The organism is Caballeronia udeis, assembly GCF_044909315.1.
In the GTDB taxonomy this organism is placed as follows: domain Bacteria; phylum Pseudomonadota; class Gammaproteobacteria; order Burkholderiales; family Burkholderiaceae; genus Caballeronia; species Caballeronia udeis_A.
Genome location: NZ_JBIYEB010000019.1, coordinates 148,958 through 167,889, shown reverse-complemented (window position 1 = coordinate 167,889; position 18,932 = coordinate 148,958). Strand labels below are relative to the sequence as shown.

The following is an 18,932-nucleotide window of genomic DNA, read 5'->3' as shown; positions in this document are numbered from 1 at the left end:
CCTAAATGAGTTTACGTAGGTGGAGTACAAGAAAGGGGCTCAACCGGCGTCCACCATCACCAGCTCAGAATCTTCAAGAGCGGAAATCTGCGCCATGGCGTCATTCGTGATCGCCACGCCGTCTAGCGGCCCAACGGGCTCGCCATTTACTTCGATGCGTCCTGAGGCCGCGACGAGATACGCACGGCGCGCGGGACTCGATTCATACCGAACGCTTTCGCCTGCCTTAAGCATTGCGCCGAGCACACGCGCATCGGCGCGAATAGGGAGTGCTCCTTCATCGCTGGCGAATCCGCTGGCAAGGACTACGAATCGTCCTGACCGGTCACTCTTTGGAAAGGGCTTGGTGTCCCAGGCGGGTTCGCCACCCGCTTCACGCGGTACCAGCCAGATCTGGTAAAGCTTGAGCGGCACGTCGCCCCGGTTGAACTCAGCGTGGCGTATGCCCTTGCCGGCGCTCATGACCTGGACATCGCCAGCGGGTATCACCCCCTCTGATCCCAAGGTGTCTCGATGCCCGAGCAAGCCCTGCCGCACATAGGTGATGATCTCCATGTCACGGTGCCCGTGCATCGGGAAACCGCCGCCAACAGCTATCTCGTCGTCGTTCCATACAATCAGGGGACCCAAGGCGGTGTGCGCGGGATCGCCGTCCGCGCTGACTGCGAAATGGTATTTCGCCCGCAGCCAGCCGAGTTCCGCCCTGTCCAATGATTTCCAACGCCTGTGTGTGAGCATGTCCGCCTCCGTTTTCCGCCATCGCATACGCCACGCTTGTCACCTGCGCCACCCGACGAATCCAACGCTGGTGAATCCCATGAGACGAATGCTATATTCGCAATGAACCTGCGCATAGATGCTGAATTGGAACGCATCGTTGCCTCAAATAGAACGATCAGAAGGAGCCGAAGTCTGCCTATGAACGCAATCACTGACCTCAATGATCTTCGGCTCTTCGCGGAAGTGGTCGACCATGGGAGCTACACGGCGGCCGCGCGCAGCCTCGGACTGCAGACGTCGAAATTCAGCCGGCGCATTCGCGCGCTCGAAGAAGAACTTGGCGTTCGCCTGCTTAATCGCACCAGCCGAAGCCTGTCTCTGACGGAAACCGGGCGGCAGTTCCACCAGCATTGCCTTGCGCTGGTGGCAGAAGCGAAGGCCGCCAAAGATATCGTGGATCGCACGCATTCCAAGCCGCAGGGCACGGTTCGCATCGCGTGCCCCGTGGCCTTACTGGAGTCAGGCATCTCCACCATCATCGCGCGATACGTTCAGGACAATCCTGATGTCCAGGTCCTGCTGGATGCAACCAACCGCCGCGTAGATGTGGTCGAGGAAGGCCTGGACTTTGCTATCCGGGTCAGGCTTCCGCCGCTGGAGAATACCGATCTCGCCGTCCGCCAGTTGGGGTTGTCGATCCACATTCTGGTTGCCAGTCCCGAATTGACCGCGCGCCACCCAGCACTCAGCTCGCCCAGTTCGATCGAATCCGTGAAGGAATGGCCTACTCTCTCCATGGCCAGCAGCAGCGAGCGATTTGTCTGGAATCTGGTCGACGTTGAAGGACGCCTGACATCATGGACGCATCAACCGCGCCTCGCGACTGACGACCTGGCGAGCCTCCGCGTTGCGGCAATAGCGGGCGTTGGTGTGGCAATGCTGCCGAAGGAACTGGTCGAGGCCGACATTCAGGCCGGCCGTCTGCAGCACCTGCTGCCAGATCTGGCTGGCACGCCGGGGCTTGTCCATGCGATTTTCCCGACACGCCGAGGCATGGTTCCGGCCGTCCGTCACTTGCTGGACGCACTGGTTGCAGGATGCGAAGGTCCGAACCGTCAGCGCTAGAGCGGCCGCGAGACACGCCAGTCCGTTCGGTATCCGAATTGATATCGGTCAGGAGGATAATCCTCCTGACCGTCTCGTTCGTGCGTTGACGGAGAGATTTTGTCTGACGATTTAACTAACGACTAACGCTCAGCCAAACAGCTTGTTTGCCGTCCGGGCGATCAGTTCGCCCTGGTGGCGAGCGCCGGCGAGTTCGATCGCGCTCGGCTGGCGCTGACCTTGTCCACCCGCAATTGTCGTGGCGCCGTAAGGAGAACCGCCGACAATTTCGTCCAGCGTCATTTGCCCCTGGTGACTGTAAGGCAGCCCGACAATAGTCATGCCGAAGTGCAGCAGGTTGGTGATGATCGAAAACAACGTCGCTTCTTGTCCGCCGTGCTGGCTGGCGGTAGACGTGAAGGCGCCGCCCACCTTGCCGTTCAGCGCGCCGCTCATCCACAAGCCGCCGGCTTGATCCAGGAACGCCGCCATCTGCGACGAGATGCGCCCGAACCGGGTCGGCGTGCCGACAACAATAGCGTCATAGTTGGCCAGTTCGGCGATCGTGGCAACCGGCGCCTTCTGGTCCAGCTTGAAGTATGCCGCCTTGGCCACTTCCTCCGGCGCGGTCTCCGGCACGCGCTTGACGTCGACCGTGGCGCCCGCCGAGCGGGCACCTTCGGCGACCGCGTCTGCCAGCGTTTCGACATGACCATATGAGGAATAGTACAGAACCAGGACTTTCGACATTTCGATCTCCTTTCTATATCTGCGGTTATGCTGCGGTGGACAACCCTCTGCACCCAGATGCTATTCCTGCAATGTCCATGAGCCTATCTCCACGATCGCAACGCATCGTTGCTTTTGGCAGAACGATAAGAACTTGAAGAGATCGAAGCGCGACTATGGCATTCGTGCGCGGCCTGCGATTCAGGAACAGCACAACCACGCATTTTAGACTCGTCATGTTGCGAGAAACCCACCGTCCACCGCCAGTTCAGCGCCTGTAACAAAGGAGGAGTTATCGGACAGGAGCCATACCGCAGCCGCAGCAATTTCCTCGGGTAAGCCTATACGACCAACGGGGTGAGATGTTCGAAGTTTCTCGAGCAAGCCGGTAAATTGGGGGTCGGAAGTGAGCGCTTGAACCATGGGCGTATCCACCGCACCGGGGAGAATGGCGTTGACGCGAATATGCTGCCGGCCGTAGTCAACGGCTGCGCCTTTGGTCAAACCCAATACCCCACCTTTCGACCCGCAATAATCGGCCGCGAGCGGCACTGCCACCCGGCCGAGAGCGGACGATGTGTTGACAATCGCGCCCCCGCCGGTTTTCAGCATCGCGCGTATCTCATGTTTCATGCAGAAGAACACACCGTCGTAGTTGACGCTTTGAATACGACGCCATTGTGTAACGGTCAAATCGTGCAGCAAGACGTTCGTTTGCGCGAGACCGGCGTTGTTGAACGCGCCGTCGAGCCGTCCGAACGTGTTGACCGCTGCCGCGACGAGCGCTTCGACCTGCGCTTCGTCGGCGACATCGGTTGCAACGGAAATGGCCTCGCCATCCTGTTGCCGAATCGCCGATACGGTGTCCTCCCCAAGAGCCACGCCAATGTCCGCTACCACTACGCGCGCTCCTGCTGCAGCACAAGCAATGGCCGCCGCCCGCCCGATGCCCGAGCCGCCGCCCGTGACAATGATCGTATTCCCTTCAAGAGCCCGGTTCATGCGCTTACGCTCCCTTGCGATCAATGCGCGAACAGCGGCGCAACGTCGATGTAGATACGGTAGTCGTCGATTTGCGTGGCGTGCATCCGCCAGATCGTCACGGCGGGGACTGTCAGTGTTGATCCATCCTTGCGTGTGTAGGTCACTTCGAGCCGCGAAACGATGACGTCGTCGAATGCCCAGACATCAAGCAGCCGGTGCTCGATGCCGCCGATGGATGACATGAAATGCTTCGAAGACTCCGCAATATTTTCGCGCCCGATGACAGGGTCGCTATTGGCATAGACAAAGATGCAGCCTTCGGTCAAGAACGGTGCCAAGCGCTGCTCGTCCATTGAATCAACCGCTTCGTATACTTCTGACGCATAGTCGAACGCGGCTTTTTTGATCACGTTATTCATGATTAGTAATCCTACTAACATAACGAGCGACTACGATGTTGTAAAAATCCCCGTCGAGCTGTCAATGACTCAGTGATTCGACTGCGTCGGGCGCCGTTCTGAAGACCTGTGGCGGAGCAAGTTGCTTGACTAGCAAAGCAATGCACGAAAGCGCACCGGCAACGGCGATCGTCGCAAAGACGCCTGCAAACGCAAAATGCCGGCGTACAAGTTCCGCTACGAGAAACGAGCCTGCGATGCCGCCAAAGCGGCCCATGCCAAGCATCCACGCAACACCGGTACCACGCCCTTCAGTCGGATAGAATTTTGCAGCAAGAGCGTTCATCGAGGCTTGTGCGGTGTTCATCAGCACGCCGGACACAAGCACGATTGGCACGAGCAGGGTTACATTCCCCGCCGTCACTCCAATGCAAAAGAGGCTGATCGCTGCGAGCGCGTAGCACGCAGCAATCACGAGATTTGCATTGAAGCGATCCATCAGCGCGCCGCAGAGCACCGCGCCGACACCACCAAGCGGGAAGAGTGCGGAGATCAGCGTCGCGCTCTTCAGGCTCAGGCCTGCATCCTTCAGCAGAATTGGCATCCAGTTGAATAGTGCGTAGATAATCAGGAGGCCCATGAATGCCGCGAGCCACAGCATTAATGAACCGATGACGTATGAACGCGACAGCACGACGCCGAGTCCGTTGCTGCCCGTTCCCGGCGCGTTCTCGGTCAGGGCGAAGCCGCGCGCGTTGATTGCCTCATGGGAGATGCGCGCGAGAACCGCACGAATGCGCTCTACGGATTTGCCATTGGCAACCATGAAGCGCACCGATTCCGGCATCTTGAGCAATAGCAGCGCACTGTGAAGTACCGGTGTGAGGCCGCCCAGTATGAGGACACTGCGCCAGCCGGCATGGGGAACCAGCCATGCCGCAAGCAATCCGCCCAACGCAGCGCCGAGCGGGAATCCGCAGCACATCAGGCTGGTCACCGTGGCGCGGCGCCCGGTCGGGCAGAACTCGTCCATCATGGTCACCGCGTTAGCCATCGCTGCGCCGAGTCCGATGCCCGTCACGAAGCGCAGCACAGTCAGTTGAGCAATGTCCTTCGAGAACGCCGATGCGACGCAGGCAACCCCGAAGAGGCACACGGCCCCGACTATCAGCGAGCGTCGTCCAACACGGTCGGACGAGGGGCCGGACGCGAGCGCACCGAACGCGAGACCGAACAGTGCGGCGCTCAGGACCGGGGCGAGGTCGGGCTTCGCGAGATGCCACTCGGTGAGTAACGACGGCGCGATGAAACCGATTGCCGCGGTGTCAAAGCCATCCAGCAGCACAATCACGAAGCACATGAAAAAAATGAGCCGTTGAAAGCGGCCGAACGGGTGCTCGTCGATGAAGCCCTGGACATCGACAACAGAAGCATTTTTCATCGTTAGTCATCCAAAACTATCAAGAGGCACAATGCCGCATGGATCACGCAATTTGAACATCGGAGCGGATGCGCGACGCACGTGTCGCGTGCAAGCCGTCGCCAGTCAGCCGACTCGCACCCGCCGACCCGTCTGGTCAGACTGTTCTATCGCGGACAGAACCTTGTGAATCCCGAGCGCATGATCAAAACTCGGAGCCGCGTGGGTTCCGAGGCGCAGATCGTCAGCCATTAGCCGGTAAATTCCTGCCACGTTCCTGGCAGCGACAGCGTCCTCAAGACCGAAGTCATGCGACTGCGGTATCTCAAGCTCGATGTAGCCCTCCTCGCCTTTACGACCTGCCTCCACGCGCAGCGGCGAGATGTTCACCACAGGGGCCTGTTCGATTGCCGCGGTAATGCGCAGGTCCCCTTCGGTTCCATTGATCTCCCATAACAACTTGATCCCACGCGGCAGACCACCACGAAGCTGCAAAGACAGAGGCGCGCCGGACTCGAGCACTGCGTTGACCATCACATGATCGGGCGTGTTCAACAGGATGCTCTCCCCCGTTTCGATGGCGCTCACGGCTTGCCGGCGCTGAGACAACACCGCATCAACCTCGCGGATGGGCCCCAGTACACTCTGCACCGCCGCTATGGCATGCCCGCCAATAACCGACAGCAGGGTAGCGCCGTTTTTTGAGTCCATGGCATAAGCGTCACCACGCGGTATGTGTTCGCCCCAGCTGACCCCGGCACTGATATAGGTCGACGACAACACCTCTCCAACATACCCGTCGGCCACGAGCTTGCGAATGAATTGCACTTCGGGCGACGCAATCGCTTGAGTTCCAACTACCGCTTGCGTCTTCGTTTCATTCGCCAGACTAGCGAGCTCGGTCGCTTCGGCGAGTCCATTTCCGAGCGGCCATTCACAGTAGACATTTTTTCCTGCGGCAAGCGCGGCAGCAACCACTTCCCGGTGGTATGGGACCTTTACCGTTACAACCACGACATCTATGTCCGGGGACGCGACAAGTTCCGCCACGCTCGCAAAGGCGCCTGGAATGTCGAACGCGGCGGCAGCGGCCTGCGCACTCACCAGACTGGTGTTTGCCACGCCGGCGATTTCAAACACATCCGCTAACGCGCGCAGTGCTGGAATATGAGCCATGGTGGCCCAGCCGCGCTCGGCGCTCAGGCCGACAATACCTACACGAGAACGTTTTTCCATTGCTTCCTCAAAACCATTAAGTAACTGTCAGACGAACCCGTACTTGTACGACGGATCGTCCTTATCGCGCCGCCCAACGTTGGAGTTCTCGAGTAGCGCGAGGCCGGCAGGGACCGGGTCCGAACGCTGCGAATCCAGCACTACAACCCGGTCTGCGATACGCCACTCACCGTTGCGCCGTTCCATCCGGTCGACATACCGGATGTTCACGACCCAGTCCATCGCGGGCTTGTCGCCGTCCGGTCTGGTCCGGTGGAATGCGTGCGCGTAGTGCTCCGCGCACGCCACATCGCCATCGACTTGAACGTACTGGTTGCCGGTAAAGTGTTGTGTGCATTCAAAGGCCGGCAACAACTCCGCGGCCCATTCAATGAACCCTTCCACTCCGCCGTTATAGGCCCCATGACGATCGATCGCATCCGGGTGATAACACGAGCGCACGAGATCCCAGTCCATCCGGTCAATACCCCGGCAGTAGCGGATATGAACGCGCTTGATCTCTGCCTCGTCGAGAAACTGCTGAAGTCGCGGTTCCAAGGTAGTCTCCCTATTTTTTGCGAGCGCTGATGCGGATCCGCTCCAGCGCCAGAGTCATTTTCCCGCGCTCGGATGCGGTCCGTATTCGCCGGTTTCCATCAACTGCGACGCCTCGATTGCCTTGGGCGTCCAGCGCAGCGTCGCACGCGTTTCCAGCAGCCATGCCTGATAAGTCTCTGGAACGTTCTCGGCGGGACCGTGGTGAATGACACCCTTTGGCACCCAGGTCAACGTGCCAGGCTCCGAGCACCCTCCCCAGACTCCCGGTCCTCGCACATAACAGATCACCTCATCAAAATCCGCATTGATATGAATTGGCGGCCGGCTCGAGATGCGCGAACTGAGGTTGAACATCAGCACGTCTCCCGCGCCGGACGACAGAAACGGACTCGGAGGTCCTCCTTCGGGCAGATAGGTCAACACCTGGATCTTGTTCAGATTCAGCTTCCACACGGGAACGGACTCAGACAATTGCAGGCCTAGGGAAAGCGGGTCGTGCGGCATGGTGAACACCGTGTTCTCGCCGTCGAAGGTCTTCAATATCAGTTTCGTCGGTCCGCCCACGGGAATCTCGGGATCGACCCTGGCGTACTTCAGGTCCCGCGCGACGTTAAGCATTCCGGTCGGCGCCGGAGGCGAGAGTTTCAAAGCTGACGGGCTTTCAACAATGATGCTGCGCATGGCGTCGCCGGTCGGCGCGTATCGATACGCTATCGAACGCGGGATGCAAACAAAGTCCCCTTCCTCAGCCGTAAGAGAGCCAACGTCAGTTTCGAATTTGACCGTGCCCGACTGAATGAAATGAATTTCGTCTGCTTCGACATTTCGAACCACATACGGCATTGGCTTGCGACGGCCGGACACAAGCAACTTGACACCCAGCCTGGAGGTAGCCACCGTTGTCGGAAGGGCTTGCGCATCGTCATGATCTTCAGGAATCAAGCGCTCAAGAACGGCTCGTCGCGGCGCATGCGGACCTTCTACGGAAAGGTAGTCTGGTGCGTATGTCGAGCGGGTGACGACAGAAATTGCGCCCATGAATCCATCCCGCGTCCACAGTTGCACGGGAGGCGCTCCGCCATTTGTCTGATCACTCATTTGTCCATCTCCTTCATTTTCAAACACACACACAGCAGGCGTGCCTCGCCGGACCGTCCAGGCATGCGTTGCCGCCACACAGAGGCACTGCTCACCCTGCCTGCAAGCGAGTCGTTCCTTCGATCTATCTTATGCAAAAGCCGGACGAACAGTCGCGTGTGCAAGTGGCGCCGCTTTCGCGCCGCCACTGCCGCCAGGTGTGATTAGCGGGCCGGCTTTCCAATCAACGCCCGATACTCGTTCGCGGTTGCCGGAGTGCGTCCGAGCAAGCCGGCGATGTCACGCGCCATGTTGAACATTTCAAGGTTGTCCTTGAGATGCTCGTCGCTGTTCGGATACTTCCAGGGCGTGTCTTCCGTGCCAATGCGGATGTGCAAGCCCATCATCGTGGCAAGCGTCGTCATGTACAAAGTCGCGCGCCCAGCCGCACACACACTGATGACGGAGGTTGGGTCAATCTTGCGAATCTGGTCGACCATCAGGAACATGTGTTGGGCCATGTCCTGCGCATCGGTGACCGAGGTGCCGGAAACCAGGGTGCGGCCCACGTTGAAAGGAAGCCCGTACAGAAGCAGCCAGTTGTACGGCTTCTTGAGAATGCCCGTATCAATGAGCTTTCGCTTCGCAAGCTCAATCTCTCCCGAGCTATGGACGGCCAGCTCCGGCTTGACGCCTGCCGCCTCCAGCGCTTCGATTGCCGGCACCATGAAGGCTTCCGGGTGGCCCGGAGCGCACGGGGCTACCTCGGTCAATCCCGCACGCGCCGGACTCATGCAGATATCGAAGGTCGTTCCGTGCAGCACGTTCAGGTTCGGGACGAAGTCGTTGCCAAAGCGCTTTCTAAGCGGTTCCAGAACGGCGGAATAGGCTTCGACGGGCGGAATGTCCCGGTCCATGCGTCGCCCCTGTTTGTCTGTCATCCATGAAAAGTCGATGTGAACACCACATGCACCGGCCTCGATCACGCTGGACGCCGCATCCACGTATTCCTCGAGTGACGTGGTCTTTTCAAAGCGGCCAGACACAGCCGCGTTGATGGCAATCTTCTGTGGAACATCCCATTTGGGCTGCAGTTCGGGTCCGGCGAGGAACTGGTATTCCTCCATTTCGCGCTTGGCGGCTTCCCAAAGGGGCAATTTTTCAGTCATGGTAATCCTCGGCATAAGTGATGAAGTAAGGGTTCGAACTGTTCAGAATCGATAGCAATTTGTTAGCATTCCTATTTCATTACAAAACAACGTCGACGCTGCCCGTTACCTTGGAACCGTGTCATCACACGCGACCGGCCTACCGCTTTTCTCAACCGCATCATTTGTGCTAAGATGATTCCAAGCAACATCGATTTATATCGAATGATGTGACTCGGAATGAATAAAGTCAAGTGCAGTAGGGAATTCCCTAGGGGAAATGCTTTGACTGCACCCCTTGTTTGAGCGTCCCGGCCAACGCCGAGTCGCATCTACACGTCGAGGAATGAGCGAATGGCCAAGCCCTACTCCACCTCAATCGATACGACCCTGGATACCATCGAGCCGCTGTGCGGCTCAGCGGGAGGGGAAATTCCCGAGACCCTCGACGACCGGGGCAGAACCGTTCCGTGGATGACCCGAACCTTGAATCGGCTCTATGACATGCAGGCGCAGAGGATTCTCGACCGGGAAAAAGTATCCATTGCGCATTGGTACTACCTGCGGGTGCTGGCTCAACGCGGCGAACTGAATCAACTGGAACTGAGCAAGCGAGTTGGAATCGCCTCGACAACCGCTGTTCCCGCTTTGGACAGCATGGAAAAGCGTGGTCTCTTGAAGAGGACTCGCGATCCGAAGGACCGGCGCAAGTACTACGTCAGCCTCACTGACGACGGTAAACGTCTAGTCGATAAAATGATGCCGGAGATCATTCACATGATCTCCGGCTCTTTTGACGGCGTGGACCCTGAGGAGACGCTCACCTTCTGGAGGGTTTTGCATCAGATCGCGCAAAACCTCTCGGAGAGGTCCAACGAAAACACAGTCGTCGACTAGCAAGCTAACGTCTGTGGCGAACGCATCAGCGCCTTGAACAAGGCACGTATAAGTGCAAGACGGCATGACCGGCTGCCGGACGCCGCGCGGCAGTAGCGCTCAACCGTGCGTTTTTCAAAGCGGTCCGAAGCAGCAAGGCGCTTGCCAAACCTTGCGGACCCGTTCCCCTGCCAAAACTCAAGCAGGAACGGTTGCCCCCCATGTCACCTACCCTACGGCCGCCCCCAACGCGGCATGTGGCAGAGATCCGGTCGCCACTGACCGGCACCCACCGTAGCGCGCGTCAAAGCGGGTCTGCCTGAAATCACACACACACGCCGTCGATCGCTAGGGAGATTCCCTAGGATTCTTGACTTTGGTCGCCCCGAAACACATCATTCGATATAAATCAATTCGTTACAGCATCATATGATATCAAATAAATCGGTGGCCTGAGGACCAGGCAGTCTCACCTGTGCCGCGTCCGACGAGTCCGAGCGTTTTTATCAGGCTACGCAAATAATAAAGGACTACCTAATTAATGGAAGCAAAGTGGACGACATGAAAAGGCCGAGGTCACGGTCTTCTGCTCCGTTATCAGTCTCAACCAGCATTGAATCCATATTCATTACTCAATTCGAGGATCGTCATGTTCGATAAGTTCCGAGTCTGGCAAGTTGCAGCGCCGAAAAAAATGCAGAACCGGTTTGTTGTGAAAGGCGTCAAGGATTCTCTTCGCAGGATCGGACTACTGGTTGCGGCAGGCCTGATCTGCACTGCAGCCCATGCGGCAGAAGATTCCCTCACGAACCGCCAAGGCGACATCACCCCGCTCTGCGGATCAAAGCCGATGATCGTCGGCGTGTCTGACGGATACGGCGGCAATACCTGGCGCAAAACAGGTCTTGCCGAAGTCAAGGATGAGCTAAGCCACTGCAAGAACGTCAAGCGAATCATCTACAGCAATGCTAACGGCGACCCGCAGAAGGCGAACTCGGACATCAACAGCATGGTCGCCCAAGGGGTCAACGTCCTGATCATGCTGCCGGATTTTGGCGCCGTGCAACTCCCGGCCATGCGAGCGGCCATGAAAGCCGGAGTAGAGGTTGTACCGTATTCAGCTCAGATAGCCGGAGTTCCCGGGCGCGACTATGTCGTGAACGTTGTCGGAGACTCGAAGCAGATCGGCATTCTTTGGGCTGACTGGCTCGGAGCAAACGTCAAGAGAGGCAACGTGGTGTTCATGGGCGGATCACCCGGCGCCGCACCGTCGCAAAATTTCATGGACGGCCTGAAGGGTGGTCTCAAGAAGTATCCGAACCTGAAGCTCCTGAACGAACAGTTCGTTGTGACGAACTGGAACCCGGTGGACGCGCAAAAGGCCGCGGCGGGTCTCATCGCACAGTACCCGCAGATTAACGCCATTGTCACGGACTATGGCGTGACTGCGCTCGCAGCAGCGAAGGCGTTCGAACAGGCACATCTTCCGGTGCCGGCCATCGTAACGATCGCGAGCGACAACGAGCTGAACTGCCATTACCTGTCGGCCAGGAAGTCCGGAACCGCCTTTCCCTACTACACGCTCGACGGCACCACGACCTACGTGCGCTTTGCGGTGCGGCATGGGGTAGCGGCCTATCAGGGCACGACAGACAACGAGTCGCCCGCGGTTCTTCCTTCCGCATACGCCGACAGCGCCAAGGGTCTCGATCCCAAGTGCGATCCGAACGTACCACCCGACGCCGACCTGTCCTCAGCGCTTCCCCCAGAAAAGCTCAAGGCAGTCTTTGAGCAGTAATAGCAATAGCCCGGGATAAATCATGAATGACCAGAACACATTGCTGCAGATTGACGGCGTCACCAAGATCTTCCCTGGTGTGCGCGCACTCGATAACGTCACGTTCTCAGTGCTCGCGGGCGAAGTACACGGTCTCGTCGGCGAGAACGGCGCGGGCAAGTCCACACTCATGGCTGTCGCGTCCGGCGCACTCATCCCCGAGCAAGGGCGTGTCGTGATCAATGGCGTGGAAGCCAGGGGAGACACCGACGAGGCGCGGCGACTGGGGTTGGCGATCGTGCGACAGGAACCGGCTCTCATGCCGGACCTGAGCGTCGCGGAGAATCTTTATCTCGGCGTACCCGCGGAGCAACGTCCGTCTCTCATGCGAACAAAGGAGTGGGCACAGCAACTCCTCCGGCAGTGGAGTGACGACGTCGCGATTGACGTGAACGAGCGTGTTTTGAGCTTGAACCCTGAACAACGCTTCATTGTCGAGATCGTCAAAGCACTCGCCGCGGAACCCAAGGTCCTGGTCCTGGATGAGCCGACCGAACATCTGCTGGCGGAGGACGTCGACCGCCTCTTTGAGCGCATTCGCAAAGTGACTGCGTCAGGCTGTTCGGTCGTCTATATCTCGCACCGCATTCGTGAAGTACAGGAAATCGCCAATCGTCTTACCGTGCTCCGCGATGGACAAGGTCAGGGGACTTATGACGCGGCGGGCCTCAGTGAGCAGCAGATTGTCGAACTCATCGTGGGTGGCGCGCTCGACCGTGAATTTCCCGCCAAGGCGGGAGATCACCGCACCGGTATGGTCCTCGATGTGGTGTCGCTACACGGTGCAGGTTTCACCGATGTATCGCTTCAGGTCCGCAAGGGTGAAATAGTGGGCCTGGCCGGCATAGACGGCAACGGCCAGCGCGAATTCATGCGCGGCCTTGCCGGTCTGGCCCGAAGCCGCGGCAGCGTCAACGTGAACGGGAAGCCTGCGAAACTGCGCAGTTCGCAGGCAGCAGCCACTTCGGGCATTCGCTACCTCCCGGGCGACAGGCACAGGGAAGGCATCTTCGGTGAACTCTCTGTGCGCGAAAACTTCTCTATCCGCAGTCTTCCGTTCGACTCCTTCAAAGGCTGCGTCAGCCAGAGAAGTGAAACCACGCGCACCAAACTCGCAGTAGCGGGTTTCGCGGTCAAGACGCCATCCGTTGAGACGCCAATCCGCTCCCTGTCGGGCGGCAATCAGCAAAAGCTCGTCCTGGCGAGCGTCCTCGCAAGCAAGCCCGAGGTGCTCCTCGTCGACGAACCGACGCAAGGCGTCGACGTTGGCGCCCGGATGGAAATTTACAAGGTGCTTCGTGAGGCCACCGCAACCGGCACCGCTGTCATCGTCGTTTCCTCGGACGCGATGGAAGTGGCGGGTCTGTGCGACCGCGTGTTGATTTTCTCTCGCGGGCACATCGTAAAGGAACTGCGGGACGCAGCCGTCAGCGAGAGCAACATCACGTCTGCGGTGCTTACCGCGACCACCGAGCGTGAGAGGGGCTCAGCAGGCATTTCGGGATTCTGGAAATGGGCTGCCGGAGACTGGGCCCCTCTTGTCATGCTTGCGCTGGCAGTCTGCGCTCTGGGCATCTATGCAGCGCATGTCAACGAGACATATTTGTCCACGCGAAACCTGAGTGGGATGTTGGCGCTGGTGGCGACGCTGGCCATCGTCGCCTATGGGCAGCAGGCGCTTATGCTGGTCGGAGGCATCGACCTGTCCGTCGGTCCCCTGATGGGCCTGATGGTCGTCATACAGTCCTTCTTCCTGAACGACGGATCCCCTTTAGGCCATCAGTTGTCGGGATGGGTCATCGTGTTTCTCGTCGCCATCGCAGTCGGGCTGGTGAACTGGGTATTGGTCGGACCCTTCCGGCTGCATCCAATGGTCGCAACGCTAGCGACCTATATGGCCTTGCAAGCGGTTTCCCTGCTTTTACGCCCCGTTCCGAGCGGGCTGATTGCTGATTCGGTGGTCGAGACAATTAGTGCGCAGGCCGGCTTTATACCGATCATCGCGATCGTCGCTGTCTTTCTCGCTGTCGTGCTTGAGTTTGCCTTGTTCAAGACCCGGCCAGGTCTGGCGTTTCGCGGCGTGGGCTCACGAAGCGAGGCCGCCCGCATGGCCGGCGTTCGCCCGCAACTGACCTTGCTTTCAGCTTATGTGGGTTGCTCGCTCCTCGCGGGAGTCGCCGCTGTGCCAATGATGGCGCAGGTAGGGTCCGGCGACCCGAGCGCAGGTATCAACTACACGCTGGCGAGCATCGCAGCGGTCGTCATTGGCGGGGCAAGCCTGTTTGGAGGACGCGGGTCCTTTATCGGTTCCCTGCTTGGGGCCCTCCTCATCATCCAGGTCAATGTGGTCACGTCGTTTCTGGATATTGGTGATTCATGGCAGTCCTATCTGTTGGGCGGAATGATCCTGGTATCTGTCGCCCTCTATTCCAAGAGCCGTGAAATGGCGGTGGCAAAATGAGAAAGATCATGAGCAATCAGTCAGACGCGGTACCGGATCTCTTGCGGTCGTCCTCCTCGGATTCGAAGTCAGCTCGAATTCCGGCATTCAGCGAGTTCTCGTGGATCTGGATCGGATTGATCCTTCTTTTCGCTGTCAGCTCAGTGGTCGCACCAGGCACCATGACCCGTGGTTCGATCCTGGCCATGCTGCCGTTCGCAGGCATCCTCGCCATTGTCGCAACAGGACAGACCCTGGTTATCCAGCAGCGCGGGCTCGACATGTCGGCAATCGGCATGGTCTCCCTCGCGGGCGTGGTGATGGCCCGCACCGGGTTGGGTCTCGATTCCATCGTCCTGGCTGTGATCCTCACCGTGTGCGTAGGGGCGATTGTCGGAATCGTCAATGGAACCCTGGTCTCGCAGTTTGCGATCACACCACTGGTTGCTACGCTGGCGGTCAACGCGCTTCTCATTGGGGGCGTGCGCTCGTTGACCGGCGCTGTGCCAGTCAACGTCCCGACCATCATGCAAACGATCTCGCACGCCCAGTTCATCGGATTGCCAGCCAATGTACTGTTCGCCTTCGCGTTCGTGATAACGGCGTGGTTCATCACCCGGAAAACCGCCATTGGACGCCGCTTTGTCGCCGTGGGTGTCAACCCGCGTGCTGCACAAGCTGCCGGGGTGAGAGTCCTGCAGTACAGGATTGGTGCTTATGTCGCGTCCGCGGTGTGCTTCTCTGCGGCCGGAATGCTCCTGGCCGGGTTCATTGGCAGCGCGTCGCAAACGTCGGGCAATGACTATCTGCTTCCCGCCATTGCGGCTGTCGTTGTCGGCGGCACGCCGTTCACCGGCGGAAAAGGCAGCGTGATTGCGAGCGCGGTTGCGGCGCTGTTCATGGCACAGCTTAGCCAGCTTGTGCTGGCACTGGGTGCGGGGCCGGCAGTTCAGTTGCTGGTCCAGGCGTGCGCGATTCTGCTGGCGACCACGGTTCGCTATCTGCCGGCGGCGATACGAACGTTTCGCAAAAGCTCGTAGTGGAAAGTAGCAGGTGGGGTCTGCGCCATTCTCTTCCGAGCCCTGGCGTTGTATTGACTCGAAAGACGGGAGTTTCCGGCTGAGGACCTGATTTTTGCAAGCGGATTGCAACGACCCGGAAGAGGTCGTCAAGCAATCACTGGATATTCTTCTATATATTAAGGATGACGAAATGAGAAAGATCATTTATTGCGCGTCGTTGATGGCTTTCTGCGCCTGCAACAGTCACGCGCAGAGCACGGTGACCCTGTATGGACGCGTCGCGTCGGGTCTCGATTTCGTCACTAACGTCGCAACGCCAAACGGCCAGTCGAAGACGAATTTCAGGTTGGGCAGCGACCAGTACGGGTATAGCTGGTTTGGCCTGACAGGCAATGAGGACCTCGGAGCCGGCGTACACGCTGTCTTTAAACTCGAAAGTCTTTTCACCTCTGGAACAGGTCAGACTCCACCGAACACGATCTTTACGCGCGACGCTTATGTGGGTTTGTCCGACGACAAATTCGGAAGTATCTGGTTCGGGGAGACCATGAGCCTGACCGACACAACCGGCTGGTACATTGACCCGTTGGGCGAGCAGGTGGGGATAGGTGTTGGCAACTTCGCCTACGGGCGAGCGTGGGGGCCGCGGTCAAACGTGGTCACTTACAACTCACCCGAGTGGGCGGGCTTCTCTTTTCGCGTGCAGAACGGATTTGGCAATGTGGCTGGAAACTTCCAGGCCGGGCGTCAATTCAGTGTGAGCGCGCAGTACACAAGCACCAGCTTCGCCGCGTACGGAGTGTATGAAGAAATACGCGACGCCAACGGGCATTTTTCAGACCTGTACGCCGCGTCACGAGAATACATGGCCGGCGCCACCTATACGTTAGGCCAAGTCAAGTTCTACACCGGCTTTCAGCAACTGGTCTCATCCGGACAGGACACAATCGTCACATCGTTCAATCCTTCCGCCGCCACACGCAGCCAGCAGGAATGGATAGGCGCCTCGTATCAGGTTACCCCTGCCCTCGCCTTCCAGGCAGGCTGGTATCACGGTAATGTGAATCATGGCGGTGGAGAGGGAAATCTCGGCGCCATCGCCACCACCTACAACCTGTCGAAGCGGACCTTCCTCTACCTGACCCTCGGAGCGATGTTCAACGGTAAAAACTCAGCCTTCCCTGTTGAAACGGCCGACTCCCAACCACTGCCGGGCCACAACCAGCAAGGCGGCTATTTCGGCATCATGCATTACTTCTAACCCATGGCTTGACGGCGTACAGATACCTGTACGCCGTCGTCGCGAGTCGTCCACAAGCACGCTCGCCATGTTCCATGTTGGTACATCACCCTGCCAGCTTCGCGTCCTTGGGGATGTGGTTCTTTTCCCGGCAATGATGATGATTCAAGTCATCGCCACCGTCGGGAATCGGACCGGCTGTGCCTGCTGCCTGATACCCCGTCGCGCCTCAGATTGCGCCCTTCAGGCACTCCTCCGCTCGCCAGCCGTGCAGCCACTGCAGCGCGTCGTAGAACTGCTCCTGCGTGCGACCGACCCAAAGGGAATTCCGAACTTGCCGCTCGACGCCTTTCGCGTGATAGATACGGCCCATCTCGCGTGCCGAATACAGCACGCGCGCCGTGCGCGGAATACGTGCGGTCTCGTACAGCTTGAACGCGGCTTCGAAATCGCCATCTGCGGCGGCGACAGCGGCGCCAAGCGTAACCGCATCTTCGAGCGCCTGGCAGGCGCCTTGCGCCAGGTATTGCGTCATCGGATGCGCAGCGTCACCGAGCACCGTCGCGCGTCCATAGCTCCAGTGTTCGACGGGGTCGCGGTCCGCCGTGGCCCAGCGCTTCCATGACGTCGGCCGGTCGAGCATCTGGTGAGGCAACGGATGAATGCCTTCGAAGTAGGACAGCACTTCCTGCTTGCTGCCTTCGCGCACACCCCATTCCTCCTTGTCGCGGCTGTGGAACGTGACGACCAGGTTGTATTGGCGGCCGCCGCGCAGCGGATAGTGCACGAGGTGGCAATGCGGACCGGCCCATACCACAGGTGCATTGATCTGCAGATCCTCCGGCATGTTTTCGACTTCAACGACGGCGCGATACACGACATGCCCTGTCACGCGATGATCGTCGCCGATCAATGCCTTGCGTATTGCCGACTTCACGCCGTCGCAGCCGATCACGGCATCCGCGTGGTACCGCTCGCCGTTCTGATCGATGACCGTCACGCCGTCGGCGTTCTGATCTAGTTCGCATACCTGCGTATTTGTCCGGAACTGGATCAACGGATGATCTTTCACGGCTTCGAGGATCGACAGGTGAATGTCGGCACGATGAATCACCGCATATGGATTACCGAAGCGCGCTCGGTACGGGGCGCCTACGTCGATCCGCGCCACCTCCCTTGCGTCGAGCGCATCCATCAATTTCAGGTAGTCGGTGAATACGGCGCGGCTACGCGCTGCCTCGCCGACGCCCAGCGCATCTAGTGCGTTGAACGCGTTTGCGGCTAGCTGAATTCCCGCTCCGATCTCCCCGATCTCAGGGGCCTGCTCAAGCAGTTGCACGCGAATGCCTTGACGCGCTAGCGCCAATGCGGTGGCGAGGCCTCCGATGCCACCGCCGACGACGAGCACGCGCCGGCCTTTGTTGTTTGTCTCACTCATGTCTGTCTCCATTGTCGATCAGAGTTAGCGCTTCAACGCTTACTCCGATCCCATGCAACATCGTTGCGCCTCCCGCATTCAAGCGATGTAATCGGGCTGGCGCTGCGGCTGTGCGGCGTCGAATGCCGGGTGTTTCAATGCGTGCTCATAGACCGCAAGACTTCGCGGATACGGACTCAGATCACAGTCCATGCGCAACGCGTTCGCTATCTGTGGCACGAGGCACACGTCGGCGAGTGTCAATCGCGCACCAAAGCACCAAGGACCTGCGTTGCTGCGTTCGAGCAGGCGCTCGACACTTGCCATGCCCTCCCCGATCCAGTGCCGATACCACGCGCTCTTCTGCTGTGGCGTGACCTTCAGTTCGGTTTCCAGATATCGCAACACCCGCAGGTTATTGAGGGGATGGATATCGCAGGAAATCAGCGCAGCGAACTCGAGCACGCGCGCACGCAGTTCCGGTTCAGACGGAATCAGGCGCGGCTCGGAAACCTTCTGGTCGAGGTAATCGATGATCGCGAGCGACTGGCCCAGTCTGAAACTATCATCGATCAGGGCAGGCACCGACGCGGATGGATTCACGTTCGCCACATAGTCCGCTGCGCGATGTTCGCCAACGCGGATATTGACGGGCAGCGTCTCATACGCGATGCCCTTGAGCGTGAGTGCAATGCGTACGCGGTACGACGTCGAGCTGTTGAAGAAGCTATGAAGTTGCACGAGTAA

Annotated in this window: 17 protein-coding genes; 6 read left to right on the top strand and 11 right to left on the bottom strand. The window is 58.9% G+C overall.

Annotated features, from left to right (window positions below; translation table 11 throughout):
* Positions 1-39: 39 nt before the first annotated feature.
* Positions 40-738 (bottom strand): pirin family protein, encoded by a 699-nt coding sequence (locus tag ABH944_RS27675; RefSeq protein WP_404610363.1) that lies wholly within the window; start codon positions 736-738, stop codon positions 40-42.
* 180 nt (positions 739-918) lie between these two features.
* Here ABH944_RS27675 and ABH944_RS27670 point away from each other — a divergent pair, with 180 nt between their 5' ends.
* Positions 919-1,845, top strand: coding sequence for a LysR substrate-binding domain-containing protein (locus ABH944_RS27670; RefSeq protein WP_404610364.1), 927 nt, complete (start codon positions 919-921; stop codon positions 1,843-1,845).
* Positions 1,846-1,974: 129 nt separating this feature from the next.
* Here ABH944_RS27670 and wrbA read toward each other — a convergent pair whose 3' ends face one another.
* The 8 genes from wrbA to ABH944_RS27630 all read right to left on the bottom strand — a co-directional run bounded on the left by wrbA (position 1,975) and on the right by ABH944_RS27630 (position 9,374).
* The gene (wrbA, locus tag ABH944_RS27665) at positions 1,975-2,574 is read right to left on the bottom strand and encodes an NAD(P)H:quinone oxidoreductase (RefSeq protein ID WP_404610365.1); all 600 of its coding nucleotides are present in this window, start codon (positions 2,572-2,574) and stop codon (positions 1,975-1,977) included.
* 213 nt (positions 2,575-2,787) lie between these two features.
* Positions 2,788-3,555, bottom strand: a complete 768-nt coding sequence (locus ABH944_RS27660) for a glucose 1-dehydrogenase (protein ID WP_404610366.1) — start codon at positions 3,553-3,555, stop codon at positions 2,788-2,790.
* Positions 3,556-3,575: 20 nt separating this feature from the next.
* Positions 3,576-3,956: a nuclear transport factor 2 family protein gene (locus ABH944_RS27655; RefSeq protein WP_404610367.1), complete on the bottom strand. Its 381-nt coding sequence runs from the start codon at positions 3,954-3,956 to the stop codon at positions 3,576-3,578.
* 61 nt (positions 3,957-4,017) lie between these two features.
* Entirely contained in the window at positions 4,018-5,376 is a 1,359-nt protein-coding gene (locus tag ABH944_RS27650; protein ID WP_404610368.1) for an MFS transporter, read from the bottom strand.
* A gap of 105 nt (positions 5,377-5,481) precedes the next feature.
* Positions 5,482-6,591, bottom strand: coding sequence for a Gfo/Idh/MocA family protein (locus ABH944_RS27645; RefSeq protein WP_404610369.1), 1,110 nt, complete (start codon positions 6,589-6,591; stop codon positions 5,482-5,484).
* A 27-nt stretch (positions 6,592-6,618) separates the two neighbouring features.
* A complete protein-coding gene (locus ABH944_RS27640; RefSeq protein ID WP_404610370.1) occupies positions 6,619-7,128 on the bottom strand; it encodes a nuclear transport factor 2 family protein in 510 nt (169 codons plus the stop codon).
* A 54-nt stretch (positions 7,129-7,182) separates the two neighbouring features.
* Positions 7,183-8,226, bottom strand: coding sequence for a cupin domain-containing protein (locus ABH944_RS27635; protein WP_404610371.1), 1,044 nt, complete (start codon positions 8,224-8,226; stop codon positions 7,183-7,185).
* 203 nt (positions 8,227-8,429) lie between these two features.
* The gene (locus ABH944_RS27630) at positions 8,430-9,374 is read right to left on the bottom strand and encodes a 3-keto-5-aminohexanoate cleavage protein (RefSeq protein ID WP_404610372.1); all 945 of its coding nucleotides are present in this window, start codon (positions 9,372-9,374) and stop codon (positions 8,430-8,432) included.
* 333 nt (positions 9,375-9,707) lie between these two features.
* On the opposite strand from ABH944_RS27630, the gene ABH944_RS27625 reads away from it, so the two are divergent.
* The 5 genes from ABH944_RS27625 (at position 9,708) to ABH944_RS27605 (ending at position 16,789) form a co-directional block, all read left to right on the top strand.
* Entirely contained in the window at positions 9,708-10,250 is a 543-nt protein-coding gene (locus tag ABH944_RS27625) for a MarR family winged helix-turn-helix transcriptional regulator (protein ID WP_404610373.1), read from the top strand.
* A 628-nt stretch (positions 10,251-10,878) separates the two neighbouring features.
* Complete coding sequence (locus tag ABH944_RS27620; RefSeq protein WP_404610374.1) at positions 10,879-12,027, top strand: substrate-binding domain-containing protein; 1,149 nt, start codon at positions 10,879-10,881, stop codon at positions 12,025-12,027.
* Positions 12,028-12,049: 22 nt separating this feature from the next.
* On the top strand, positions 12,050-14,527 hold the full coding sequence (locus ABH944_RS27615) for an ATP-binding cassette domain-containing protein (protein ID WP_404610375.1): 2,478 nt from the start codon (positions 12,050-12,052) through the stop codon (positions 14,525-14,527).
* A gap of 8 nt (positions 14,528-14,535) precedes the next feature.
* The gene (locus ABH944_RS27610; RefSeq protein WP_404610376.1) at positions 14,536-15,546 is read left to right on the top strand and encodes an ABC transporter permease; all 1,011 of its coding nucleotides are present in this window, start codon (positions 14,536-14,538) and stop codon (positions 15,544-15,546) included.
* 172 nt (positions 15,547-15,718) lie between these two features.
* Positions 15,719-16,789 (top strand): porin, encoded by a 1,071-nt coding sequence (locus ABH944_RS27605; protein WP_404610377.1) that lies wholly within the window; start codon positions 15,719-15,721, stop codon positions 16,787-16,789.
* Positions 16,790-16,997: 208 nt separating this feature from the next.
* Here the strand turns inward: ABH944_RS27605 and ABH944_RS27600 are convergent, their stop codons facing one another.
* Both ABH944_RS27600 and maiA read right to left on the bottom strand, forming a co-directional pair.
* Positions 16,998-18,206: a 3-hydroxybenzoate 6-monooxygenase gene (locus ABH944_RS27600; RefSeq protein ID WP_404610378.1), complete on the bottom strand. Its 1,209-nt coding sequence runs from the start codon at positions 18,204-18,206 to the stop codon at positions 16,998-17,000.
* A 78-nt stretch (positions 18,207-18,284) separates the two neighbouring features.
* On the bottom strand, positions 18,285-18,926 hold the full coding sequence (maiA, locus tag ABH944_RS27595) for a maleylacetoacetate isomerase (protein WP_404610379.1): 642 nt from the start codon (positions 18,924-18,926) through the stop codon (positions 18,285-18,287).
* Positions 18,927-18,932 lie beyond the last annotated feature (6 nt).